Source organism: Bariatricus sp. SGI.154 (assembly GCF_050313795.1).
Lineage (GTDB): Bacteria > Bacillota > Clostridia > Lachnospirales > Lachnospiraceae > CAMBRQ01.
On sequence record NZ_JBNPMC010000013.1, the window covers coordinates 23,603 to 46,362 of the forward strand.

A 22,760-nucleotide genomic window follows, 5' to 3' on the forward strand; every position below is an offset into this window, starting at 1 on the left:
ATCATGTTAAAAGAAAACCTTACATTCGTCGAAAATGAGATTCAGGCTGCCTGCCAGCGTTCCGGAAGAGACCGGGAAGATGTTACACTAATTGCAGTCAGCAAGACCAAGCCTGTAGAGATGTTAAATGAAGCATATGATCTGGGGGTTCGCATATTTGGAGAAAATAAAGTTCAGGAACTGGCAGATAAGCATGAAGTTATGCCGAAGGATATCCACTGGCATATGATCGGACATCTCCAGCGTAATAAAGTGAAGTATATTATTGATAAAGTTGATCTGATCCACTCAGTTGATTCCATACGTCTGGCTGAGACGATTGAGAAAGAAGCAGCCAAACATAATATTACTGCCAACATTCTCATTGAAGTGAATGTAGCAAAAGAGGAGAGCAAGTTTGGATTAATGCCGGAAGAACTTGATGAATTTATTACCCAAATTGCAGAATTTTCTCATATTCATGTAAAAGGACTCATGACAATTGCTCCATTTGTAGATGATCCGGAAGAAAACCGCCCGATTTTCGCACGTTTACGCAAATTATCTGTTGACATTGCAAAGAAAAACGTTGATAATATTACTATGAGTATTTTATCTATGGGTATGACCAACGACTATCAGGTTGCCATAGAAGAAGGCGCAACAATGGTCCGGGTGGGAACCGGAATTTTTGGTGCGCGTGATTATGCTCAAGTATAACGGAAGATAGGAGAATTATTTAACATGGGAGTATTAGATAAGTTTTTAGATATTATGAAACTAAGTGATGATGACGATTACGAGGATGATGATTTCTTCGATGATGATGATTACGAAGAAGATTATGAACCAAAGCCGAAGAGGAATCTATTCCGCAAAGACAAGGAAGAGGCTTACGATGATGAAGATGATTATGAACTTCCTGCAAGATCGAAGTCTTCACGTTCTGCTAATAACAATAAGGTAACTCCGATGCGTCAGCCTGCCAGAAGGAATAATGTCAGCATGGAGGTCTGTGTAATTAAGCCGAATTCCGTTGACGATGCACGTGAGATCACAGAGACTTTATTGAGTGGACGTACTGTGATTCTGAATCTGGAAGGTCTGGATCTTGAAATTGCACAGCGCATTATTGACTTTACTTCAGGTGCGACCTACGCAATCAGTGGTAATCTGCAGAAGATATCCAACTACATATTCTTGGTAACCCCAACGAATGTTGATATCTCCGGTGATTTGCAGGATCTCCTGAATACATCATTTGACGCATCCTCTATGCGTTCCAGGTTCTAAGTTATGAATAAAGAAGAGACACTGTTACAAAAACGACTGGTTGAATTATCCAGAATCGCATATACGCGCGGGATTGTTACGTTCTCTGATTTCCTGAATCTGAATGAATTGAATATACTGCATACTACTCCAAAGAATATGTTTCTCTCTAAGCATGAGACATATGGCGGGTATGACTTATCAGAGCGTCAGATGGTTGCTTTTCTACCTGATGCTCTTTATTATGACTATCAATATCCCATTCAGATGATCGAGATCTCTCCGGTGAATCGCAAATTCTCTGAAGAATTGACTCACCGTGATTATCTGGGCGCTGTTATGAATCTTGGAATAGAGCGGTGCAAATTGGGAGATATCATTATAGATGAAGGAAAAGCACTGCTTTTTGCTAAAGAGGAATTGGCTGATTATATAATAGAAAATCTTACTCGAATACGTCATACAACCGTACAGGCACACGCTGTATCAGAGTTTGACGTTACTTATGAGCCAAGATATGAGGAGGTTAAGGGTACTGTTGCATCAATCCGTTTGGATACCGTACTGTCCCTTGCTTATCCTTTGTCACGGAGCAAACTGACAGCGTACATCGAAGGCGGAAGAGTATTCGTGAATGGAAAACTGATTACCAGCAATGGATACCGTTTAAAAGAAGGAGATATGATTTCCGTTCGTAAGATGGGCAGGATTTCTTACACAGGCATACTGTCAGAGACGAAAAAAGGACGATATATGGTAATGATCCGTAAATATATATAAAGGAACAAGAATAATAATGAGAACAGAATCAAAGCGTTATATACATTATCTTGCCGCGCTGGTTGGTGCGGCTATTCTTACAATCATAGATCAAGTCACAAAGCACATAGTGCTTGTGAATCTGAAAGGGAATGAGCCTTTTGTAATCTGGGAAGGTGTATTCCAATTGGAATATCTTGAGAACAGAGGGGCTGCTTTTGGCTTGTTCCAGAATCAGCGTATTTTCTTTCTTGCCAGTGCTGCAATTATCAGTATTGTAGTTGTTATCTTTTATCTGCGAGTACCTATGAACCGCAGATTTCTTCCTCTCAGACTATGTGCTGTAGGAATTATAGCAGGAGCTTGGGGGAACTGCATTGATAGAATCCGTTTGAACTATGTGGTGGATTTCCTATATTTTAAGTTAATTGATTTTCCCATCTTCAATGTGGCGGATATCTATGTTACCGTATCGACATTCATGCTGGCAATCCTGATATGCTTCTATTATAAGGAGGAAGACCTTGAAAGAATTTTTCACCGTTGAGAATCAGGAGGGAGAGCGTATCGATCGCTATCTTTCCGAAGAACTGGAAGACAGATCCAGATCTTATATTCAGAAACTGATAAAAGAACAGTATGTAATCGTGAATCAGAGGCCTGTAAAAGCCAATTACAGGCTTTCTTTAGGTGACAGGGTAGAGATAACCCTTCCGGAGGCAAAAGAGCCGGATATCGCCCCTGAGGACATTCCACTGGATATTCTGTATGAGGATGAAGACATCATTATCGTCAATAAGCCTAAGCAGATGGTAGTACATCCTGCACCGGGACATTACAGCGGTACGCTGGTGAATGCACTGATGTATCATTGCGGTCAGGAACTTTCCGGTATTAATGGCACGATGCGCCCTGGCATTGTCCATCGGATTGACATGGATACCACGGGCTCTCTGATCGTATGTAAGAATGACATGGCACATCAGAGCCTGTCAGAGCAATTAAAGATTCACTCGATTCGTCGAATCTATGTTGCTATTGTCCACGGCAATATCAAGGAAGAAAGTGGGACTGTCAATGCACCAATTGGAAGGCACCCGACTGAACGCAAGAAGATGAGTATCTATTCTAAGAATGGCAGAACAGCAATCACTCATTATAAAGTCCTCGAACGTTTCGGAGATTACACTTACGTCCAGTGTGAATTGGAAACGGGACGTACGCATCAGATTCGCGTGCATATGGCAAGTATCGGTCACCCGCTTCTTGGAGATCAGGTATACGGTCCTAAAAAATGCCCAATCCCGCATCTGCAAGGACAGACGCTACATGCCAGAACTTTGGGAATCATCCACCCGCGGACAGGGGGGTACCTAGAGGTAAATGCACCACTTCCAGCATATTTCACCGAATTATTAGACAGACTAATGAAAAATTAATGTAAAATTTTTCGATAATTCTATACAATTAGTTCTAATTGATATATAATATATTTATAATGATTTAAGAGGAGCGTGATTGGTATGGCAAAGACTAATACGATTATAACCATTGGCAGACAATATGGAAGTGCCGGTAGGGAAATTGGCTATAAAGTGGCAAATGACCTGGGTATCAAATTATACGATAAGGAGATGCTCGACCGTGCTGCGAAGGAGAGTGGCATCTGTCAGGAATTATTCGAGACACATGATGAGAAACCAACGAACAGTTTCTTGTATTCTCTTGTAATGGATACTTATTCTCTCGGATATACTTCTGGAAGTTACACAGATATGCCGATTAACCACAAGGTATTCCTTGCTCAATTTGATGCGATCAAGAAGATTGCTGATGAAGGTCCCTGTATTCTGGTAGGTCGCTGCGCTGATTACGCTCTGGAGGAATATGATAATGTATTAAGTATATTCATTCACGCAGACTTAGATGCACGTATCCGAAGAATTGCACGAATCTATGATCTTACGGACGCAAAGGCAAAGGATCTGATTCAAAAAACAGACAAGAGACGTTCCAGTTATTATAATTACTATAGCAATAAGAAGTGGGGCGCTGCCGACAGTTATGATATCTGCCTGGATAGTTCTCTTCTGGGAATCGATGGAACGGCTGATGCGATCAAGCAGTTGGTTGAAATTAAAGAACGTGAAGGCGACAAGAGATTGTAAAGATGGGGACGTAGTAAAAGTGCATTTTACTACGTCCTTAATTAGCAAATGCGGTGTCAATTTTTAACATCTGTGGTGTACCCAAATGTAATATGTGGTGTACCCATTCAAAAATCTCAAGGATATTCTCACTATCTTACATGTGGAACCCTCTCTGGCCATCCTTGTATATTCCCATTCAAAATCGCAGTAAACATCCTCTGTTTTGCTCCGGGATGCTCTTGATTCAACTGCTTCACCAGTTCTTTTGCATATTGCCGCTTGGTATAGCCGTCAATCGGACAACGGCTCTTAACCACCGGAAGATTGTACTTATTCTTGAACCCAATCACATCTGCCTCATCTACGAACATAATCGGACGAATCACGGTCAACTCCATGCGATCCAGGTAGGACTTCGGTGAAAAGGAATAGAAACGTCCTTCAAAAAGCATGGATAATAGCATTGTCTCAATAATATCATCCTTGTGGTGTGCATATGCAACCTTATTACATCCCATTTCTTTTACAGCCTGATTTAGAGCACCTTTTCTCATCTTTGCACAAAGAGAGCAGGGATTACTTTCTTTTCGCTCTTCAAACAGGATATGGGCAATATCTGTTTTGACAATATGATAAGGAACACCAAGTTCTCTGCAAAGTTCTGATACTGGTGTAAAATCGCATTCAGAATAGCCAAGATCCACGGTAATCGCACTTAGTTCAAAATGCTTAGGATAGAAGCGCTTCAATCCATGCAGAGCATATAATAGCGTCAGACTGTCCTTTCCGCCGGAGATGCCTACTGCTATGTGGTCTCCTTCATCGATCATTGTATATTCGTCTACGGCTTTTCGCGTATAACTCAGAAGTTGCTGCAATTTCATCTGTTACTAGTCCTTTCTTAATTAGTGTTTTATTACGAACTCTCAATTGTTGAGAAGTACTATTGGCTTAAAGGTTTCTGACTGTTTTGACTAAACCCTTCATATAGAGTACATGATATGAGACAAATTTACAAGAAATATTTAAGACTCCCGCAGTTTCACAGCCGATGCCGCCTGCCGGCGTCTGTTCTCATCAATTGCAGCATAGTGTTTTTTTGTTGTATTCACATCTTTGTGCCCTAATACATCTGCTACAAGATAGATATCCCCGGTTTCCTTATATAGTGAAGTACCATAAGTACTACGAAGTTTATGAGGGGTTATCTTTTTGTTAGGTGTGACCTGACGGGAATACTTCTTCACCATATTTTCTACAGCCTGTACACCCATACGTTTCTTCTGAGTCGATAGAAATAACGCATTTTCATGGCCGGAGAGGGGAGTAGTTGCCTTTCTATCACCTTCTATATAATTGATTAGTGCATCTGCAACCTCATCACCAAAATACACAACCATCTGATTGCCGCCCTTACGGGTAACTGTAATTCCATTATTTTTAAAATCAACATCCGTAAGATCCAGTCCCACACATTCTGATACACGGATCCCGGTCCCTAAAAGCAAAGTTAGAATCGCGAGATCACGCTCCCGGGTCTTATGATAATATGTAAGTGCCTGTCCTGACAACTGGCTGCCACAATTCTCTACATAATCAAGAAGCATGGAAACTTCATCCGTATCCAAACGTATGATTGCCTTTTCATGAAGTTTTGGCATATCAACCAATAAAGTTGGATTCTTTGTAATAACCTGATGCTTGTAATAGTAATTATAAAAACTTCGCAACGCCGACATCTTTCTGGCGAGACCCTTTTCGCTATTTGTGATTAATTCATTATCCTTAGTATATACTTTCAGATACTCCATATATTCCTCAATATCCACAGGCTCCAGTTTCTCCAGATCATCGACCTGAAATTGTTCAATCGTATAATTCTTGTATACAGGATTGTTCTCCATTAAAAAATGAAAAAACACACGAATATCATAGGCATAATTGATTCTTGTTCTTGCTGAAGATTTTGGCTCAATTGCACGGAAATAGTCTTTTGCAAATGGCGGCAAAGTTTTTAAAACTTCTCTGAGACGTATGGTCTGATCGATCCTTGTCTGTTCATGATATGTTCTTGTATCTGCCATGTTTTTATTCCCACCTTATCTAAATATCAATTATTATATCATAATCCTGTTTTTTAGTCTATATCTTTTGGAAAAATCGGTATTTGTCGTATAGATCTATTTGAGTGGTAAAACCACTTTAGTAAATTATTACCTCCCTGTAACAACAGGTTAATTCTTCTCTATAGAGTAAAAGGCAATAACCTGCTACCAAGGAATCCTTGATAATGTTGGTTATTGCCATGGGTGAGTATAATATATATAAGATGATCTAACTCTTATATACCAACAATAATAAAGAAATGATTATATAATATATTAAAATATCTCAAGTTTCTGCATAACTAAATCATAAGGAAAACATTAAAACACCATTAAAACACTTATTGAAATACCGTGTCATAATAAGCCACTGTCAGATACTGTTCATCCTGAATATCATCGGACTCCAATCCATTAATATCTTTTAGTTCATAGATATACTCATAAATAGAATCATAGTTCTCATCCATATATTTCTCCGCAATTCCCCAAAGCGTGTCACCGGATGTAATCTCTATGCTTGTATAATACTTATGCTGTACAGGAGCCTCCTCAGAGTTACCATGTGCATCAACAAAATCATTACTTAAAAAGATACTCAATCCAAATACCAAAACACAGGCTGTGAGCATTAATATCATCTTTTTCATATATACCTGTCTTCTTCTCTTGCTTGCTGCGTGTAATCTGTGTGCATTCATGATACTCTCCTCCTTAAATATATTCTTCCCCTCATGAATCAAAAAACATTTGTTCCGAACAACTGTTCTGTAATGTATTATATATTCCGAACGGACGTTTGTCAATACTTCAATCCAAATTATTCGAACATATTTTCTAAACATTTGTTTGCTTTTTATATATTGCTATGTTAAAATATCAATATCAACATGTTCGTGCATACGATAAAAAGGAGGTTTCTATGGGACAGGGTAAAATAAGTCCAAAGCAGCAGGAAATATTAGAATATATTAAGTCACAGATCTTAGAGAGAGGATTCCCACCGGCAGTTCGAGATATCTGCGAGGCTGTTCATCTGAAATCCACATCTTCTGTTCACTCACATCTGGAGACACTGGAGAAGAATGGCTACATACGGCGAGATCCAACGAAGCCAAGGGCAATTGAGATTTTGGATGATTCTTTCAATTTTATGCGTCGTGAGATGGTAAATGTTCCGATGGTTGGACGTGTAGCTGCAGGCGAACCGATTTTGGCAGAACAGAATATTGAGAACTACTTCCCTATTCCGATGGAATACATGCCGAACAATCAGACCTTCATGCTTAAGGTAAAAGGTGAAAGTATGATTAATGCCGGCATCTTAGACGGTGATATGGTACTTGTAGAGCAACGTTCTACTGCACGTAATGGCGAGATGGTGGTAGCCCTTATTGATGATGGTGCCACTGTGAAGACTTTCTATAGGGAAGAGGGTGTTATTCGTCTTCAGCCGGAGAATGATACTATGGATCCCATTATTGTACCTGATGTCGTGATTCTTGGAAAAGTTATCGGTGTTTTTAGATTTTTATAAATAGTCATTTAAAAAGATTGTATTTACCAGGAGTAGTTATTTTTATAGAAAAGAAGCATAGCCCATGCAAATAAACTAATATTTACATGAGTTATGCTTCTTCTCTATGAACAATATACTTTGTTCAAAAAAGTATCTTTTATAACTCGTTCAAATCCTCAATTTTCTTCCCATCATTCCAGATGCGTTCCAGATTATAGAATTCCCGGTTATCTTTATCAAACACATGCACAATTACATCGCCATAATCAAGCAGCACCCAGTTCCCTGCCGTCACTCCCTCGCGCTGTTTCTGGGCATATCCAGCCTTGTGCATCTTCTCTTCCACATGCTCAACCAATGCTTTGACCTGGCTGTCGCTTGTTCCATTTGTAATAATGAAATAATCCGCAAGTACAGATATTCCGGATATCTCTATGATACGGATGTCTTCTCCCTTTTTCTCGTCCAGGGCTTCATATGCGATACGCACCATTTCCTTCGTTTGCTCCATATTACGCCTCCTTTACATCATTCATTGATACATCATTTATTCTTCTTTATCTAACTGTTTCTTATAATACAGATACGTCTTTTCCGTCATCGGATCTACAGATATATTCTTGCTATTCAGATACACCAGAGAATCTTCTAATATACGGTATAGACAAGCATCAATATCCGTGAATGCCAGTTTTCGTACCTCAGCCATATTCGGCAATTCTTTTCTTCCAGGCTCGATATAGTCTGCAATATAGATAATCTTATCCAGCAGTGTCATATTCGGGCATCCTGTCGTATGGCTTGCAATGGCGTTGATGACATCCCTATCCTTTATATGATACTTTTTTGCCGCCAGAAATGCACCTAATTTGGCATGAAGAAGACTTGGATTCGCCTTCTCTACCTCAGATACATTCAAATGATATTTTTTACATAACTTAATCTTTGTATCCCCTGGAATACATTTGGCACAATCGTGTAATAAGCCTGCCAGTAATGCTTTTTCAATATCCTCATTGTGGCACATCGCCATAGATGCCGCTGTATACATAACTCCCAGTGTATGCTCATAGCGTTCCTTGTCCAACTCGGTCATTAATTTCCTTCGTATCTTTGATATCTTATGGTTCATATGCTGCTCTCACTCTCCCACATACAAATGATTTTTAGAAATGTAGTCCGCTACAGCCTCCGGAACATGGGACGCAATCGACTGTCCCTCTTTTAATGCCTCCCGAAGTTCATGAGAAGATACCTTCATCAGAGGTGTAATCAGAAGTTCAATTCGTGCATCATACTGTTCTTGCAGTTCGAGAATGCGCTCTTCCATCTCGCTTCTGGTATTGATCTCACCCCGATAAGCCGCCAGTATCGTACATGTCGGAAATATTCTCTCCGGATGCACCCAGTGGTCAATCATGAACAAGGAATCTGCCCCGATAATAAAATAGAATTCATCCTCCGGATACATCTCTTTGAAATACTCCAGTGTGCTGTAGGAATAGGATACATCCCTTCTATTTGCCTCATAAGCCTCTAACTTGAATTCTCGATATGGCTCGATGGCAAGCCTGACCATCTCAAGCCGATCGCCTACATTCGACTCCATTGATATCATATCTTTGTGGGGAGGATTCCCGTTCGGCATATACCAGATCTGATCCAGATGGAACGACTCATAAGCAGCCTTCCCCAGCATCAGATGACCATTGTGTATCGGATCAAAGGTTCCCCCCATAATTCCAATTCTCATTCTCTAGATCCCGTCCTTCTAAGATTAATCCTATGGCAGTTCAATCCGCTTATTCTTATCCTTGCCTTCCTTATATAAGACAATCTTTTTCCCAATCACCTGAACAACCTGTGATCTCGTACGCTCTGCAAGCATATCAGCAAGCATACGCGGATCATCCATACAATTCTTTAATACACTGACCTTGATCAGTTCCCTTGCATCTAATGCCTCTTCAATTGCCTTAGTAAGTTCAGGCGTCATGCTGTTCTTCCCAATCTGGAAGATCGGATCCATTGTCATAGCAAGGCTCTTCAGATACGCTCTCTGTTTCGTCGTCATCTTAATTCTTACACTCCTTAACCTGTTAATTATTTATAATAATCGAACTGCAGTCCATACATTCTGACGGTATCGCCCTCCTGGATTCCTGCAGCCTCCAGTTCATCTAAGATTCCCGTATCTTTCAGGAACTTCTGGAAGAAAGCAAATCCTTTCTCAGAATCCAGATTCGTATATCCTAACATCTTTTCAATCTTCGGTCCTTCTACCACATACATACCATCTTCTACTTCAACTGTATAAGGCAGATCTTCGTAGATTAATTCTTCTTCCGGGAAATACTCCTGCTGGAAGATTACCGGCGCCTGATCCAGTTCCTTCAAACGGTCAGACACGTGATAGAGCAGTTCCTTGATTCCCTCTCCTGTCACGCCTGAGATTGGATATACAGGAATTCCTTTTGACTCGAATTCATCTTTCAGGCGTTTCAATGGATCATCGCCATCCGAATAGATCGCATCGATCTTATTAGCAGCAATTACCTGTGGACGCTTCGCAATATCAGGATTATAAGCCTCTAATTCCGCATTGATCTTGTAAATATCATCCACCGGATCTCTGCCTTCGGTTCCTGCCGCGTCTACAACATGAATCATTAATTTCGTACGCTCTATATGGCGCAAAAACTCATGGCCAAGTCCCACACCTTCTGATGCGCCTTCTATCAGTCCCGGGATATCAGCGATCACGAATCCTTTTCCATCCGGCAAGTCTACCACGCCGAGATTCGGATTCAAGGTTGTGAAGTGATAATTCGCAATCTTAGGCTGTGCGTTCGTTACACGGGATAAGAAAGTCGATTTACCAACATTCGGAAAGCCTACCAGACCTACGTCTGCAATCACCTTAAGTTCCAGGGTAACCCAGAGTTCACGGGAAGGCTGTCCCGGCTGTGCGTATTTGGGAACCTGCATAGTAGAAGTTGCATAGTGCTGATTGCCAAGTCCGCCTTTGCCGCCCTTCAGGATGGTCTGTCTGCGGTTCTCACCAGACATATCTGCAATCACTTTTCCTGACTCGGCTTCCTTGATGACGGTTCCTTCCGGCACTTTTAATACAATATCCTCCGCATCAGCACCATGGCATCTCTTCTTTCCACCCGGAGATCCATCCTTTGCTGTGTATTTGCGTCTGTGTCGGTAATCCTGCAACGTATTGAGTCCTTCATCTACTTCGAAGATGACATCTCCGCCGCGTCCGCCGTCGCCGCCGTCCGGACCGCCATTTGGCACATACAGTTCACGCCGAAAACTGACATGCCCATCTCCGCCTTTTCCTGATCGTATGAATATCTTTGCTCTGTCTGCAAACATATAATATTCCTCCATTTATCCAAAAAAGAGCGCTGCTTGTAACTGATATCAGTTATCCCGCAACACTCTCTTCGACTCATAATCGCTTAAACAACTGGATAGATAGAAACCTGTTTCTTATCTCTTCCTTTTCTCTCGAATCTTACAACGCCATCAACAAGTGCGAATAATGTGTCATCTCCGCCACGTCCAACGTTCACACCTGGGTGAATCTTTGTTCCACGCTGTCTGTAAAGGATATTACCAGCTTTTACAAACTGTCCGTCCGCTCTCTTAGCGCCAAGTCTCTTAGACTCAGAATCTCTACCGTTCTTAGTAGAACCAACACCTTTTTTATGAGCGAAATACTGAAGGTTTAATTTCATCATGGTTGTTACACCTCCTCGAATGTTAAATCAATATATTCTGCATAGTTCTCATCATCAGCCATATCTTTCAGACCAAGAATCATAGTCTTTAAAAGCAACTCCGCTTCTTTTGACAGTCTCTTGCTTAAATGATAAGCAATCATCCCATCCACTTCGTCTGTCACAACAGAACATTCATCCCCTGCATATAACTCAATGGCATTCATCGTATTGATAATCAGCACAGACGCTGCCGCGCACACGATATCCTGTCCCTCTTCACTATATTCAGCATGTCCTTCTGTCTGGAAGCCTATGCATTCTTTTCTGCTATTCTGATAAATGGTTACATGAATCATGGATGATCTCCAAATTAAGCATTGATCTTGTCAATCTTTACTGCAGTATACTGCTGTCTGTGACCGTTTTTCTTATGGTATCCAGTTTTTCTCTTATACTTGTAAACAATGACTTTCTTTGCCTTACCGTTCTCTACTACAGAAGCCTCTACGGTTGCTCCTTCAACGGTTGGATTACCAACTTTTAATTCGTTGTCACTTACTGCAAGCACTTGGTCAAATGTATAAGTCTCTCCAGCTTCTACACCAAGTTTTTCTACTTTAATGATATCGCCTTCGGCTACTTTGTACTGTTTACCACCTGTTGCTATAATTGCGTACATATGGCACCTCCTATTATCATTACTCGCCAATTACGGTGTCTGCTTCAAGATAAGCAGAACTTTAACCTCGTTGTGCGGCATACTGGTATATATTAACATAGACTTTTGTAAAAATCAATACCGTTTGATAAATTTTCTATACGAATTTTCTTGCGTAATTTTCTTGTGAATTTTCTTGCAAATCGACTCTAACCTCGCCGGATATTACATCATTCCCAGCAATTTGCATGCATTACCGGAAAAGATCTTCTCCTTCTCTTCTTCCGTAAGCGGCATATTCCTAAGAATCCTGGTAAATTCTTTCTGGCCAGCCCAAGGGGAATCCGTTGCAAAAAGAATCTTATCCGCGCCATGACTGCGTACCATACGGACGAACTGCTCCTCTGGCATCCGGTCTAATACGACTCCGGTATCAAAATACACATTCTGGTTAACCAGATAAGTCTCCACTTCATCCCACATCTCATTACCGCCCATATGCGCCAGAACCAGTTTCTCAGGCTGCACCTCCTGAATCAGTTCCAGAGCCATCTTTGGCGTACAGTGTATATCCTCCGGGCTCTTCGGATCTTGACCGGCATGTACCACCGTAATCAAGCCCAGTTCAGATGCATAAGCAACCAATCTTTTATAACGGATATCATTAAAATATGTATCCTGATAGTCGGGGTGAAGCTTAATCCCCTTCATTCCCATATTCTTGATCTGTCTTAATTCTTCTTTATAATCGGTAGCATCCGGATGAATACCACCAAAAGAAATCACAGATCCCTCCAGATAATTCGAAGCAAACCGGTTAACGGATGCAATCTGAGACACTTTCGTCACTGCAGGTAGTGCAATCGAGATATCGACACCTGCTTCTCTTCCTGACGCACTTAAGCCCTCATAGGTTCCATTCGTATATGGATGGGTTCCGCAGACTCCTTCCAGGAAATCAAGTGTTCCCTTCGCAATCTTATCCGGAAACATATGTGTATGAAAATCAATGATCATCTGTTTCCTCACACTCCTTCATCTTGTCATAACAGTATCCGATGATGTCACGCCGCGTAATAATCCCGATAAAATGCTCCTGATCGTCAACTACCGGAACAAAATTCTGTTCCATTGCTCTTCCGATCAGATCCTCCATGTTGGATTTGGCAGTTACGCACTGATAATCCAGCCTGCGCTCCACCTTCATGATACTGATATCTTCCGCATTTTTCAGATGCAGAATATCCCACTTCTTCAGCGACCACAGAAGATCTCCTTCTGTAATCGAGCCGACATATTTCCCCTCTCTGTTCAATATCGGCACAGAAGAATACTTGTGGTATTCCATAATCTCTAAAGCCTGACGCAGTGTATGATAATCATAGATATAGGCAAGTTCACTCTTAGGCTTTAGGAAGAATAAAATATTCATAGTCAAGACCTCCCCAAGTCTTCTTAATCATCCTGTAATTCTATTAAATCATCGTATTGACAAATATATCGTAAATCGCATTAATCGCAGCATTAAAGTCATGGTTTCTGACACCGATGATGATATTCATCTCGCTGGAACCCTGGTCGATCATCTTAACATTGACGTTGGCGTGTGCCAGAGCTGAGAAGATTCTTCCGGAAGTTCCGCGGGTTGCCCTCATGCCTCTTCCTACAACAGCAATCAGCGCCAAATCAGACTCTAACTCCAGGAAATCTGGCTCCACCGCTCTGTGGATTCCTGCAATCACCTTCTGCTCTTTCTCTTCGAACTCATCCTGATGCACGAAGATTGTCATCGTGTCAATACCAGAAGGCATATGCTCGATAGAGATAGCGTTATCTTCAAAGACTTGCAGCACTTTCTTACAGAATCCGACTTCTGAGTTCATCATAGCCTTTTCTACTGTAATAGAAGCAAAATCCTTCTTTCCCGTAACACCTGTGATAACGAATCTTGGCTTTCTGCAGGTATCTTCTACAATCAGAGTCCCTTTATCCTCCGGAGAATTGGTATTGCGGATATTAATCGGAATTCCTTCCTTACGTACCGGGAAGATCGCATCTTCGTGGAGTACCGTCGCTCCCATATAAGACAACTCTCTTAACTCTCTATATGTAATGACATCAATTGCCTTTGGATTATTCACTACTCTTGGGTCTGCAATCAGGAAACCTGATACATCCGTCCAGTTCTCATACATATCCGCATGAACTGCCTTTGCCACAATAGAACCAGTAACGTCAGAACCGCCTCTTGAGAAAGTCTTCACTTTCCCATCAGGCATAGAGCCGTAAAATCCCGGAATCACTGCCTGCTTTGTCTCTGCCAGCCTTGCAGACAGAATCTCGTTCGTCTTCACGCCGTCAAAATTACCCTCTTCGTCAAATTTAATAACATCTGCCGCATCGATAAACTCATAACCAAGGTATGCAGCCATAATAATACCATTCAGGTATTCGCCTCTTGACGCCGCATAATCCCTACCGATCTTCTTACTGAAATTCGTACGGATCGTCTTGAACTCATCATCCAGGCTGATGGAAAGTTCAAGCCCTTTAATAATCTCATCATAACGCGTTTTGATTGCCATCAACTGATTCTCGAATTCTTCCTCGTATTCATCATCCAGGATTGCAAGCCCATAACAACTATACAGCATATCCGTAACTTTTGTATCATCTGGGGTACGTTTTCCTGGTGCGGATGGAATCACATATCTCCGGGATTCTTCCTTTCGGATAATCTTGCCAACTTTCTTGAACTGCTCAGCACTTGCCAGCGAACTTCCGCCAAATTTTACAACCTTTATCATCTCTCCTGTAATCCTCCAAACTGCGTTTTCTTAAGCATTTCTTTACATGTTTTATATATTACATCATTTTTCCATCATCTGCAATGGAATATCTTTATGAAATACAATTCCGTTAATCCCAAGTTTTCTGGCGGCTTCTACATTCTCAGGGCGGTCATCATAGAAGAGCGCCTCTTCGGGAATAATAGAATACCGATTCAAAAGCCTGTGGTAAATCTCTTCATCCGGCTTGATGCACTTCTCTTTCCAAGAGAATATCCCTCCATCAAAATCATCTATAAAACTCAAAGTCTCTTTTGACTGACGGTATAATTCACATGAAAAATTAGACAGATAATAGATTCGGTATCCATTTTCACGAAAATATCGAATCCACGCCTCCGTATAATCCAACGGTACAATCGTCCCACCAAACCCCTGGAACACTTCCCGGATCTGTGCTTCACATTCAGGTGCATTCTCAATAAAAAGATTCAGCCATTCCTCGGTTGTTACGTTTCCAATATCACCTTGGACCCAATCCTCGTTTCTGAACACTGCATCCGCTACCCTCTGATAGATGTCTTCTTCATAATGAAACGTGCGCAGATACGTCTCCCAGTCATAATCTACTAAGACTTTTCCCAGATCAAATATTACTGTCTTCATAATCTCTGTTCCTTTCTATGCATGGATTACATCTGCGAATGTCGCGCCGGATGCTTTCTGAAGATCCAGCGGTGCAAGTTTCAACTGCATTCCCAGTTTGCCGCCGCTTACATACATACTGTCCAATTCCTTTGCAGACTCCTGAATCACTGTCGGGAACTGTTTCTTCATCCCGATTGCGGTACATCCACCGCGAACGTAGCCTGTTACCTTTGTAAGGTCTTTCAGATGAAGCATTTCCAATGATTTCTCTCCCACGACTTTTGCTGCTTTCTTAAAGTCAATCTCTGCCTCTATCGGAATAACGAACACATAATGCTGACCTGTCTTCCCGGTGGTTACCAATGTCTTATAGACCAGTGCATGATCATATCCCAACTGATCCGCAACATGTATGCCGTCTGTAAAATCATCGCATTCATATTCCTGGTATTCATAGGGAATCTTCTGGCGATCCAGAATGCGCATGGCGTTGGTCTTAACTTCTTTTTTGCTCATGTTCTCAACTCCTGTCTGTTCTCATGCTTGCATTTCTAATCGTATTCTATAAGTTTTAGCGAACCACTTCTCCCAATTCTTCAAGGGATACAAACTGCTCCCCTATATCGGCAGTCGCTTTTTCACCCTGATTCCGTAACATAGTTGCCGGAGTCTCCGGCTTCCTAGCATAAACTTCCAGCCGATGATAATGTAACGGAACTTCCTCAGGCTTCTCACCTATATAATTCAGAAATGTCTCCATCACAAGATCCGGCTTTAGATTCTGTTCGCTTCCCGTAGCCAGAAACAGATGGATGCCATCCTTGTCAGTTTCCATCTGATAGATCATCGGTTTGATATCCATCTCTTTTTCGCTGCGCTTAGTCCTTTTTAGAACCACTATCTCTGGCTGATTCATAAAATTCACAACCTTCTCTTGCCAAAGATCAGGTATTCTCTTGATAGCATCCGATGTCTTGAAAGATTCCTGGAGCGTCACCTGATACTTGGCGGCAGCAACAATCGTCATACCACTGCACTTCTTATCATCAGGTATCTCTCGGAAACTGACAACGTCGATACCTTCTACCATTACCTGATTCAGTTGATTCACGGCATCTTCTGATGTAATGGGCTCTTTCAATTCTATATCCAGATATTCGCCATCACTGGTCACTCCCACGCCCAAAGGCTGTGCAAATGACATAATCATGTGCGGGCTGTATCCGCCGGTAAACGCAATCGGGATATCCGCACGCCGCATTGCCTTCTGGAAGAAACGCATTACATCCAGATGTCCGATGAATTTCATTACGCCATATTTACGGAACTTAATTCTTGCTTTCAACGCAGACACCTCCTTTATATTTTGCCGCACCACAGCCGGAACATTGTATCCGGCAGTTCGGTGTAACTTCTCCTCTCATGGCACGTTCCCACTCGCGGCGCAGGAAGGACTTAGTCACTCCAATATCAATAAAATCCCAAGGGAAGATCTCATCTTCTGCACGCTCTCTATTATTATAGAATCCGATATCTATCCCTGTATTCTCGAATGCTTTCATCCATTTTTCGTTATCAAACGTCTCCGTCCAGGCATCATAGATACAGCCCAGCCGGTATGCCTCCAGCAGTACCTTGCCAATCCGTCTGTCACCACGGGCAAACACGCCTTCAAGAACCGTAGTCTCTGCATCATGCCAGTGGTATTTCAGGCTCTTGCGGTTCAACTGCTCCTGGAATTCATGTTTTACAATTGCGGCTCTTGCAATATATTCCTCGTTCGTGTACATTCTTGCCCACTGGAATGGAGTGAAGGGCTTCGGAATAAAGAAAGAAGTACTCGTTGTAATCTGACATTTTCCATTCCGTTCGTCTTTCGGAATCTCATAATACCGTCTGGCAATCTTATCCGCCAGTCTCGGAATCGCTTTCATATCTTCTTCTGTCTCGCTCGGAAGACCCAGCATAAAGTACAGTTTCACCTTATTCCAGCCACCTTCAAAAGCCTGTCCCGCACCTTCCAGAATGATCTCCTCCGTAAGACCTTTGTTAATGACATCCCGCATTCTTTGGGATCCTGCCTCCGGCGCGAAGGTAAGGCTGCTCTTGCGGATATCCTGAACCTTGCTCATAACATCCAGAGAAAACGCATCAATCCGAAGTGAAGGCAGAGAGATGTTAATTCCCTCATCTTTGAATTCTTCAATCAGGAAGGTTACCAGTTCTTTTAACTTTGTATAATCACTGGAACTTAAGGAACTTAAGGATATCTCCTCATGCCCAGTACTCTTCAGCATATTGTATGCGTATTGCTTCAACACCTCTACATCACGCTCTCTGGTCGGGCGATATAACATTCCCGCCTGACAGAAACGGCATCCCCTGATACATCCTCTCATGATCTCCAGCACCACTCTGTCCTGCGTTGCTTTGATAAAAGGCACAACCGGTTTCTGAGGGTAATAGGTATTCGTGACATCCAATACCATCTGTTTCTGTATCTTTTTACTGGCATGTGAATTATTTGGAGCAAACGATGCAATCGTTCCATCTTCTTTGTACGCTACATCATAAAATGCCGGGACATAGATTCCTTCTATTTCTGCGGCTTTTTTAAGGTAGTCCTTTCTAGAACCACCATTTTTCTTGTTCTCTTTATAGGCATCTAACAACTGATCGTAAACTGTCTCTCCATCTCCAATATAGAACATATCAAAATATTCCGCTAATGGCTCCGGATTATAAGTACATGGTCCTCCACCAATGATAATCGGATCTGAATCATCTCTGTCACTAGCAAAAAGCGGAATGCCGCTTAAGTCCAGTACCTGCAGGATGTTGGTGTAACACATCTCATACTGGATGGTAATGCCAAGGAAATCAAAATCTTTGATCGGATCTTGGGATTCCAAAGCAAAAAGAGGGATATTCTCCTCTCTCATAATCTTGTCCAGATCCATCCACGGAGAATATACGCGCTCACACCAGACATCTTCACGGCGATTGAACATATCGTAGAGAATCTGTATTCCAAGGTGGGACATCCCGATCTCATAGACGTCGGGAAAGCACATGCAGAAGCGGATATCTATCTGTTCCTTATCCTTCATCACAGAGTTCACTTCATTGCCTATATATCTGGCAGGCTTCTCAATTTTTAATAATATTTCATCGTTTAACGCTAGTTTTCTCATATATTTCCTTTCATATATGCCTAAATCACCCATATAATATATTGATAAATTTGCACTCTTAACGAAATAATTATACCGACTCTAATGAATAACTTCAAGCACGAAATTACGATTACTGATTGTCAAAAGAAAAACCCGGACTCTCGTCCGGGTCTTTATCAACATATTCATAAAACCTATACAGCCTGATGCTTTGCAATATATACAGGGAATGTATCCGTTCCTTTCAGTTCCTTGCCTTCTGAAACAGCCACTCTCTTATCCGTAATTACATATTCAAGAGAAGCCCCATCCTCTACTACAGTATCCTGCATCAGAATACAATTCTTTACTTTAGCGCCCTTGCCAATCTTGACGCCACGGAACAGAATACTGTTCTCAATCTCGCCTTCGATCACGCAGCCGTCAGCAACCATTACATTGTCAGCATTAGCTTCTCCGACGTATCTGGTCGGGTTATCGTCACGAATCTTGGTATAGATTGGATGTCCGGCGAACAATGCCTCCAGATTCTCATCCTGAAGCAGTTTCATGTTCTCATCAAAGTAACTCTTCATGTCAGTGATTCTTGCTGCATATCCAGTAAACTCAAATCCTCTGATATCCAACTCATCTATCTGCGGAATCAGTATATCTCTCTCAAAATACACGCCGCCGCTTACGAATGCCTTATGTACTTTATCAATCAGCCATTCTCTTTCCATAACATAGATATTCATGGAGAAGTTCTGCTCGCCGCTCTCTTGAGAGTTGATATTAATCTTCTCTACACGATCACCGTTTACTTCTAATGTATAATATAAGTCTCTGGTCGTATCATCATCTACTTCAACCAGGCTCTTCGGCAACACTTCCTTACGGTAAGTCATCGTAACATCTGCACCGCTTGCAATGTGCGCTTCAATCAACGCATTGAAATCAAAGTTCACTGCAATATTCGTATCAGAGATTACTACATATTTCTCCTTCTGGCTCTTCAAAAACGGAAGGATACTTGCAAGACCTTCTACACGTCCGCCATACATTCCGATGGTCTTCTGTGCATATGGAGGGAAGATATTAAGTCCGCCTTTCTTACGTGCAAGATCCCACTCACGTCCGGATCCGAGATGATCCAACAGTGAGAAGTAATTCTGGCGTACCAGAATCGCGATATTGTCGATTCCACAGTTTACCATACTGGATAACAGGAAATCAACCAGACGATAACGGCTTGCAAATGGTATAGAAGCCATCAGTCTTTCGCTGACTAACTCCGGTACATATTTATCATATATATTAGGGAATATAATGCCCATTGCATCTGCATTAGCATTTACCATTTTTCTTCACCGTCCTTTACATTTTCATTAATCATAGCATTCGGTCCGATCTTAGCGCCATCTCCTACATAGATACCTGCTCCGATCGTTGCTACGCCAGATTCTTCTTCCGTCGGCATTGCTCCTACTACAGCATTCTCGCCGATTACTACATTCTCAGCCACGATACAATGTGAAACTTTTGCACCAGCCTTGATGATTGTTCCACCCATGACAACGGCATCTTCTACCACTGCACCCGGCTCAACTTTAACACCAGCGAACAGAATAGAGTGCTTTACATCACCATATACTTTGCATCCATCTGTGATCATAGAATTCTCTACTTTAGCGCCTGAACTGATCTTATGTCCGGTCATACCACTGTTACGGCTGTAGATCTTCCAGTTATCATCAAACAGATTGATACCACTGTGTTCCGGATCTAATACTTCCATATTAGCCTCCCAGAGAGAAGAAATCGTACCTACATCCTTCCAGTATCCGCTGAAATGATATGCATACATACGACGTCCATCACGAAGAAGGTTCGGGATGATATTATTACCAAAGTCATTCTCTGACTCCGGATCTGCCTCGTCTTCAATGAGGTATTTTCTCAAGATATCCCAATTGAAAATATAGATACCCATAGAAGCCAGATTAGACTTCGGATTCTTCGGCTTCTCCTGGAACTCTGTAATCTTGTCATCTCCGTCAGCAACCATCAGACCAAAACGGGATGCCTCTTCCCACGGTACTTCCATAACGGCAACACTGAATTCAGCTCCTTTTTCCTTGTGGAAACGAAGGAAATCACTGTAGTCCTGCTTGCAGATCTGGTCACCGGAAAGGATGATAACATATTCTGGATCATATCTCTCAATAAATGAAAGATTCTGGTAGATGGCATTCGCCGTTCCCTTATACCAATCAGAACCAGATGCCTTCTGATATGGCGGCAGTACATGTACTCCTCCATATAGACGGTCCAAATCCCACGGCTGTCCATTTCCAATATACTCATTCAATACCAGTGGCTGATACTGGGTGAGAATTCCTACAGTGTCAATTCCGGAGTTCACACAGTTTGACAGTGGAAAGTCGATAATACGGTACTTTCCGCCAAATGGAACTGCCGGTTTTGCCAGTTTCTGGGTCAGTGCATATAACCTGGAGCCCTGTCCACCGGCAAGAAGCATAGCAATCATTTCCTTGCCCATGTTTTATCCCCCTTTTAGGTAAATATTTTATCTTAATCAATCTTCTTAATCTGATTAAGCATATCAATGTAATTATTCTACCACACTTTCAACCTGTTTGGGTTGACTATTTTTAGGAAATATAAGACTTTTTTTATGCTGTTTCCGATCCCGAATTATTAAACACTTCTCGATTCAGCGCTTTGTTCTGATGAGCAACAATTGTTGTACATACAGCGTCACCCGTAATATTAACTGCCGTTCTTGTCATATCCAGGATACGGTCAATACCCATGATCAAACCAATCGCTTCAACAGGAAGTCCAACTGAGTTGAATACCATAGTTAATGTCACAAGACCTACGCTCGGAACACCTGCCGTACCTATGGAAGCCAGGGTCGCAGTACCGATAACGGTAATATAATCCATCATATCCAGATGAATACCGAATGCCTGAGCAGCGAATACTACGGCAACTCCCTGCATGATCGCAGTTCCATCCATATTGATTGTTGCTCCAAGCGGAATCGTGAATGAGGATATCTTCTTGGATACGCCCATCTTTTTCGCCAATGTATCGATAGACATCGGAATCGTTGCATTCGAGGTTGCAGTTGAGAATGCGAATGCCATAACAGGGAAGAAATTCTTAATGAATTTAAACGGATTCAAACCGGTAAATACTTTGAGCAATGCCAGGTATACAACAAAGCACTGGATCGCCAATGCAACCAGAACACCAATCATATATTTTGCAAGCGGAATAAACGCACTGAAGCCAATATTGGCAAATGTTCTGGAAATCAGACAGAACACGCCGATCGGCGCAAGACCCATGACCATCATGGTCATCTCCATCATAATATCGTTAAACTGACTGAAGAAGTTGCCTACTGTCTCTGTTCTCTCGCCTAATTTTGCCAGAATAATACCTACAATCAATGCAAATACGATAATCTGAAGCATACTTCCTGAAGACAGTGAATTCAGAGGATTATCTGGGATAATATTAAGAAGCGTATCCGTAAGAGAAGTTGCCTCCATCGTCTCCACCGTAGCTGCATTCGTCTTAATTGCACTCATATCCAATCCCATACCCGGATTAATCAGATTACCAATTGACAAAGCAACCGTAACAGCAAGCGCGGTAGTGAACAGATAGAATACCAGCGTACGCACACCAACAGTTCCCAGTTTCTTCGTATCTCCAATGGACATACTTCCGCATACGATAGAACAGAATACCAGCGGTACGACCAGCATCTTCATCAGACGGATGAAGCCCTGCCCGATCACGTACAGAATTCCCTCTACGATAATATCATCTTTGATATGGCTTGACGGAATCAGATAGCAGAGAATTACTCCAAACAGAGCTCCCGCCAGTAAAGCAATAAATATCTTTGTTGTAAGTCCAATCTTTTTCTTTCCTTGTGTTTTTGCCAT

General features: G+C 41.8%; 28 protein-coding genes. 7 read left to right on the forward strand and 21 right to left on the reverse strand.

What is annotated here, in order from left to right; all coding sequences use genetic code 11:
* Nucleotides 1-3: 3 nt before the first annotated feature.
* From ACQRBN_RS07845 to ACQRBN_RS07870, 6 genes are all read left to right on the forward strand, one after another.
* Complete coding sequence (locus ACQRBN_RS07845) at nucleotides 4-699, forward strand: YggS family pyridoxal phosphate-dependent enzyme (protein ID WP_427738444.1); 696 nt, start codon at nucleotides 4-6, stop codon at nucleotides 697-699.
* A 24-nt stretch (nucleotides 700-723) separates the two neighbouring features.
* On the forward strand, nucleotides 724-1,272 hold the full coding sequence (locus ACQRBN_RS07850; RefSeq protein WP_427738445.1) for a cell division protein SepF: 549 nt from the start codon (nucleotides 724-726) through the stop codon (nucleotides 1,270-1,272).
* A gap of 3 nt (nucleotides 1,273-1,275) precedes the next feature.
* Nucleotides 1,276-2,031: an RNA-binding protein gene (locus ACQRBN_RS07855; protein WP_427738446.1), complete on the forward strand. Its 756-nt coding sequence runs from the start codon at nucleotides 1,276-1,278 to the stop codon at nucleotides 2,029-2,031.
* A 16-nt stretch (nucleotides 2,032-2,047) separates the two neighbouring features.
* Nucleotides 2,048-2,557: a signal peptidase II gene (gene lspA, locus ACQRBN_RS07860; protein WP_427738447.1), complete on the forward strand. Its 510-nt coding sequence runs from the start codon at nucleotides 2,048-2,050 to the stop codon at nucleotides 2,555-2,557.
* The gene (locus ACQRBN_RS07865) at nucleotides 2,535-3,449 is read left to right on the forward strand and encodes an RluA family pseudouridine synthase (RefSeq protein ID WP_427738448.1); all 915 of its coding nucleotides are present in this window, start codon (nucleotides 2,535-2,537) and stop codon (nucleotides 3,447-3,449) included. The genes lspA and ACQRBN_RS07865 overlap by 23 nt, the downstream gene beginning before the upstream one ends.
* Before the next feature lie 84 nt (nucleotides 3,450-3,533).
* Nucleotides 3,534-4,178 (forward strand): AAA family ATPase, encoded by a 645-nt coding sequence (locus ACQRBN_RS07870; RefSeq protein ID WP_427738449.1) that lies wholly within the window; start codon nucleotides 3,534-3,536, stop codon nucleotides 4,176-4,178.
* 131 nt (nucleotides 4,179-4,309) lie between these two features.
* Here ACQRBN_RS07870 and ACQRBN_RS07875 read toward each other — a convergent pair whose 3' ends face one another.
* From ACQRBN_RS07875 to ACQRBN_RS07885, 3 genes are all read right to left on the reverse strand, one after another.
* Complete coding sequence (locus ACQRBN_RS07875) at nucleotides 4,310-5,044, reverse strand: tRNA lysidine(34) synthetase (protein ID WP_427738450.1); 735 nt, start codon at nucleotides 5,042-5,044, stop codon at nucleotides 4,310-4,312.
* 141 nt (nucleotides 5,045-5,185) lie between these two features.
* Nucleotides 5,186-6,244: a tyrosine-type recombinase/integrase gene (locus tag ACQRBN_RS07880; protein ID WP_427738451.1), complete on the reverse strand. Its 1,059-nt coding sequence runs from the start codon at nucleotides 6,242-6,244 to the stop codon at nucleotides 5,186-5,188.
* Nucleotides 6,245-6,606: 362 nt separating this feature from the next.
* Nucleotides 6,607-6,966, reverse strand: a complete 360-nt coding sequence (locus ACQRBN_RS07885; RefSeq protein WP_427738452.1) for a LysM peptidoglycan-binding domain-containing protein — start codon at nucleotides 6,964-6,966, stop codon at nucleotides 6,607-6,609.
* A 221-nt stretch (nucleotides 6,967-7,187) separates the two neighbouring features.
* On the opposite strand from ACQRBN_RS07885, the gene lexA reads away from it, so the two are divergent.
* Nucleotides 7,188-7,802 (forward strand): transcriptional repressor LexA, encoded by a 615-nt coding sequence (gene lexA / locus ACQRBN_RS07890; RefSeq protein ID WP_427738453.1) that lies wholly within the window; start codon nucleotides 7,188-7,190, stop codon nucleotides 7,800-7,802.
* A gap of 139 nt (nucleotides 7,803-7,941) precedes the next feature.
* Here lexA and rsfS read toward each other — a convergent pair whose 3' ends face one another.
* The 18 genes from rsfS to ACQRBN_RS07980 all read right to left on the reverse strand — a co-directional run bounded on the left by rsfS (nucleotide 7,942) and on the right by ACQRBN_RS07980 (nucleotide 22,760).
* A complete protein-coding gene (rsfS, locus tag ACQRBN_RS07895; RefSeq protein ID WP_427738454.1) occupies nucleotides 7,942-8,295 on the reverse strand; it encodes a ribosome silencing factor in 354 nt (117 codons plus the stop codon).
* A 36-nt stretch (nucleotides 8,296-8,331) separates the two neighbouring features.
* Nucleotides 8,332-8,916, reverse strand: a complete 585-nt coding sequence (gene yqeK / locus ACQRBN_RS07900; RefSeq protein WP_427738455.1) for a bis(5'-nucleosyl)-tetraphosphatase (symmetrical) YqeK — start codon at nucleotides 8,914-8,916, stop codon at nucleotides 8,332-8,334.
* A gap of 9 nt (nucleotides 8,917-8,925) precedes the next feature.
* The gene (nadD, locus tag ACQRBN_RS07905) at nucleotides 8,926-9,537 is read right to left on the reverse strand and encodes a nicotinate-nucleotide adenylyltransferase (protein WP_427738456.1); all 612 of its coding nucleotides are present in this window, start codon (nucleotides 9,535-9,537) and stop codon (nucleotides 8,926-8,928) included.
* Between the two features lie 30 nt (nucleotides 9,538-9,567).
* Nucleotides 9,568-9,858 (reverse strand): ribosome assembly RNA-binding protein YhbY, encoded by a 291-nt coding sequence (gene yhbY / locus ACQRBN_RS07910; RefSeq protein ID WP_427738457.1) that lies wholly within the window; start codon nucleotides 9,856-9,858, stop codon nucleotides 9,568-9,570.
* A gap of 29 nt (nucleotides 9,859-9,887) precedes the next feature.
* The gene (gene obgE / locus ACQRBN_RS07915) at nucleotides 9,888-11,171 is read right to left on the reverse strand and encodes a GTPase ObgE (protein WP_427738458.1); all 1,284 of its coding nucleotides are present in this window, start codon (nucleotides 11,169-11,171) and stop codon (nucleotides 9,888-9,890) included.
* Between the two features lie 86 nt (nucleotides 11,172-11,257).
* Nucleotides 11,258-11,539, reverse strand: a complete 282-nt coding sequence (rpmA, locus tag ACQRBN_RS07920) for a 50S ribosomal protein L27 (protein WP_427738459.1) — start codon at nucleotides 11,537-11,539, stop codon at nucleotides 11,258-11,260.
* Between the two features lie 5 nt (nucleotides 11,540-11,544).
* Complete coding sequence (locus tag ACQRBN_RS07925) at nucleotides 11,545-11,877, reverse strand: ribosomal-processing cysteine protease Prp (RefSeq protein ID WP_427738460.1); 333 nt, start codon at nucleotides 11,875-11,877, stop codon at nucleotides 11,545-11,547.
* 14 nt (nucleotides 11,878-11,891) lie between these two features.
* A complete protein-coding gene (gene rplU, locus ACQRBN_RS07930) occupies nucleotides 11,892-12,200 on the reverse strand; it encodes a 50S ribosomal protein L21 (protein WP_235231473.1) in 309 nt (102 codons plus the stop codon).
* A gap of 204 nt (nucleotides 12,201-12,404) precedes the next feature.
* Nucleotides 12,405-13,196, reverse strand: coding sequence for an amidohydrolase family protein (locus ACQRBN_RS07935; protein WP_427738504.1), 792 nt, complete (start codon nucleotides 13,194-13,196; stop codon nucleotides 12,405-12,407).
* Nucleotides 13,186-13,611, reverse strand: a complete 426-nt coding sequence (locus ACQRBN_RS07940) for a CBS domain-containing protein (RefSeq protein ID WP_427738461.1) — start codon at nucleotides 13,609-13,611, stop codon at nucleotides 13,186-13,188. Before ACQRBN_RS07940 ends, ACQRBN_RS07935 begins: the two co-directional genes overlap by 11 nt.
* A gap of 43 nt (nucleotides 13,612-13,654) precedes the next feature.
* Entirely contained in the window at nucleotides 13,655-14,986 is a 1,332-nt protein-coding gene (locus ACQRBN_RS07945) for an aspartate kinase (protein ID WP_427738462.1), read from the reverse strand.
* A 63-nt stretch (nucleotides 14,987-15,049) separates the two neighbouring features.
* Nucleotides 15,050-15,634 (reverse strand): HAD family hydrolase, encoded by a 585-nt coding sequence (locus tag ACQRBN_RS07950; protein ID WP_427738463.1) that lies wholly within the window; start codon nucleotides 15,632-15,634, stop codon nucleotides 15,050-15,052.
* 15 nt (nucleotides 15,635-15,649) lie between these two features.
* Complete coding sequence (gene ybaK, locus ACQRBN_RS07955; RefSeq protein ID WP_427738464.1) at nucleotides 15,650-16,132, reverse strand: Cys-tRNA(Pro) deacylase; 483 nt, start codon at nucleotides 16,130-16,132, stop codon at nucleotides 15,650-15,652.
* Between the two features lie 55 nt (nucleotides 16,133-16,187).
* Nucleotides 16,188-16,961 (reverse strand): TIGR03936 family radical SAM-associated protein, encoded by a 774-nt coding sequence (locus tag ACQRBN_RS07960; RefSeq protein WP_427738465.1) that lies wholly within the window; start codon nucleotides 16,959-16,961, stop codon nucleotides 16,188-16,190.
* Nucleotides 16,945-18,810 carry a TIGR03960 family B12-binding radical SAM protein gene (locus tag ACQRBN_RS07965; protein WP_427738466.1) on the reverse strand — a complete coding sequence of 622 codons (1,866 nt, stop codon included), beginning with the start codon at nucleotides 18,808-18,810 and terminating at the stop codon, nucleotides 16,945-16,947. Before ACQRBN_RS07965 ends, ACQRBN_RS07960 begins: the two co-directional genes overlap by 17 nt.
* 176 nt (nucleotides 18,811-18,986) lie before the next feature.
* Nucleotides 18,987-20,132 (reverse strand): glucose-1-phosphate adenylyltransferase subunit GlgD, encoded by a 1,146-nt coding sequence (gene glgD / locus ACQRBN_RS07970; protein WP_427738467.1) that lies wholly within the window; start codon nucleotides 20,130-20,132, stop codon nucleotides 18,987-18,989.
* Nucleotides 20,126-21,334, reverse strand: coding sequence for a glucose-1-phosphate adenylyltransferase (locus ACQRBN_RS07975; protein WP_427738468.1), 1,209 nt, complete (start codon nucleotides 21,332-21,334; stop codon nucleotides 20,126-20,128). Before ACQRBN_RS07975 ends, glgD begins: the two co-directional genes overlap by 7 nt.
* 133 nt (nucleotides 21,335-21,467) lie before the next feature.
* Nucleotides 21,468-22,760 (reverse strand): dicarboxylate/amino acid:cation symporter, encoded by a 1,293-nt coding sequence (locus ACQRBN_RS07980; protein WP_427738469.1) that lies wholly within the window; start codon nucleotides 22,758-22,760, stop codon nucleotides 21,468-21,470.

What these genes read in the sequence shown, in the direction of transcription:
- ACQRBN_RS07980 (WP_427738469.1), bottom strand. Translation starts at nt 22,760, where the DNA reads ATGGCAAAAACACAAGGAAAGAAAAAGATTGGACTTACAACAAAGATA.
- ACQRBN_RS07965 (WP_427738466.1), bottom strand. Translation starts at nt 18,810, where the DNA reads ATGAGAAAACTAGCGTTAAACGATGAAATATTATTAAAAATTGAGAAG.
- yhbY (WP_427738457.1), bottom strand. Translation starts at nt 9,858, where the DNA reads ATGACGACGAAACAGAGAGCGTATCTGAAGAGCCTTGCTATGACAATG.
- yqeK (WP_427738455.1), bottom strand. Translation starts at nt 8,916, where the DNA reads ATGAACCATAAGATATCAAAGATACGAAGGAAATTAATGACCGAGTTG.
- ACQRBN_RS07940 (WP_427738461.1), bottom strand. Translation starts at nt 13,611, where the DNA reads ATGAATATTTTATTCTTCCTAAAGCCTAAGAGTGAACTTGCCTATATC.
- nadD (WP_427738456.1), bottom strand. Translation starts at nt 9,537, where the DNA reads ATGAGAATTGGAATTATGGGGGGAACCTTTGATCCGATACACAATGGT.
- ACQRBN_RS07975 (WP_427738468.1), bottom strand. Translation starts at nt 21,334, where the DNA reads ATGGGCAAGGAAATGATTGCTATGCTTCTTGCCGGTGGACAGGGCTCC.
- obgE (WP_427738458.1), bottom strand. Translation starts at nt 11,171, where the DNA reads ATGTTTGCAGACAGAGCAAAGATATTCATACGATCAGGAAAAGGCGGA.
- rplU (WP_235231473.1), bottom strand. Translation starts at nt 12,200, where the DNA reads ATGTACGCAATTATAGCAACAGGTGGTAAACAGTACAAAGTAGCCGAA.
- ACQRBN_RS07850 (WP_427738445.1), top strand. Translation starts at nt 724, where the DNA reads ATGGGAGTATTAGATAAGTTTTTAGATATTATGAAACTAAGTGATGAT.
- ACQRBN_RS07875 (WP_427738450.1), bottom strand. Translation starts at nt 5,044, where the DNA reads ATGAAATTGCAGCAACTTCTGAGTTATACGCGAAAAGCCGTAGACGAA.
- rsfS (WP_427738454.1), bottom strand. Translation starts at nt 8,295, where the DNA reads ATGGAGCAAACGAAGGAAATGGTGCGTATCGCATATGAAGCCCTGGAC.
- ACQRBN_RS07925 (WP_427738460.1), bottom strand. Translation starts at nt 11,877, where the DNA reads ATGATTCATGTAACCATTTATCAGAATAGCAGAAAAGAATGCATAGGC.
- ACQRBN_RS07855 (WP_427738446.1), top strand. Translation starts at nt 1,276, where the DNA reads ATGAATAAAGAAGAGACACTGTTACAAAAACGACTGGTTGAATTATCC.
- rpmA (WP_427738459.1), bottom strand. Translation starts at nt 11,539, where the DNA reads ATGATGAAATTAAACCTTCAGTATTTCGCTCATAAAAAAGGTGTTGGT.
- ACQRBN_RS07870 (WP_427738449.1), top strand. Translation starts at nt 3,534, where the DNA reads ATGGCAAAGACTAATACGATTATAACCATTGGCAGACAATATGGAAGT.
- ACQRBN_RS07945 (WP_427738462.1), bottom strand. Translation starts at nt 14,986, where the DNA reads ATGATAAAGGTTGTAAAATTTGGCGGAAGTTCGCTGGCAAGTGCTGAG.
- ACQRBN_RS07885 (WP_427738452.1), bottom strand. Translation starts at nt 6,966, where the DNA reads ATGAATGCACACAGATTACACGCAGCAAGCAAGAGAAGAAGACAGGTA.
- ACQRBN_RS07880 (WP_427738451.1), bottom strand. Translation starts at nt 6,244, where the DNA reads ATGGCAGATACAAGAACATATCATGAACAGACAAGGATCGATCAGACC.
- ACQRBN_RS07935 (WP_427738504.1), bottom strand. Translation starts at nt 13,196, where the DNA reads ATGATCATTGATTTTCATACACATATGTTTCCGGATAAGATTGCGAAG.
- ybaK (WP_427738464.1), bottom strand. Translation starts at nt 16,132, where the DNA reads ATGAGCAAAAAAGAAGTTAAGACCAACGCCATGCGCATTCTGGATCGC.
- lspA (WP_427738447.1), top strand. Translation starts at nt 2,048, where the DNA reads ATGAGAACAGAATCAAAGCGTTATATACATTATCTTGCCGCGCTGGTT.
- glgD (WP_427738467.1), bottom strand. Translation starts at nt 20,132, where the DNA reads ATGGTAAATGCTAATGCAGATGCAATGGGCATTATATTCCCTAATATA.
- lexA (WP_427738453.1), top strand. Translation starts at nt 7,188, where the DNA reads ATGGGACAGGGTAAAATAAGTCCAAAGCAGCAGGAAATATTAGAATAT.
- ACQRBN_RS07950 (WP_427738463.1), bottom strand. Translation starts at nt 15,634, where the DNA reads ATGAAGACAGTAATATTTGATCTGGGAAAAGTCTTAGTAGATTATGAC.
- ACQRBN_RS07845 (WP_427738444.1), top strand. Translation starts at nt 4, where the DNA reads ATGTTAAAAGAAAACCTTACATTCGTCGAAAATGAGATTCAGGCTGCC.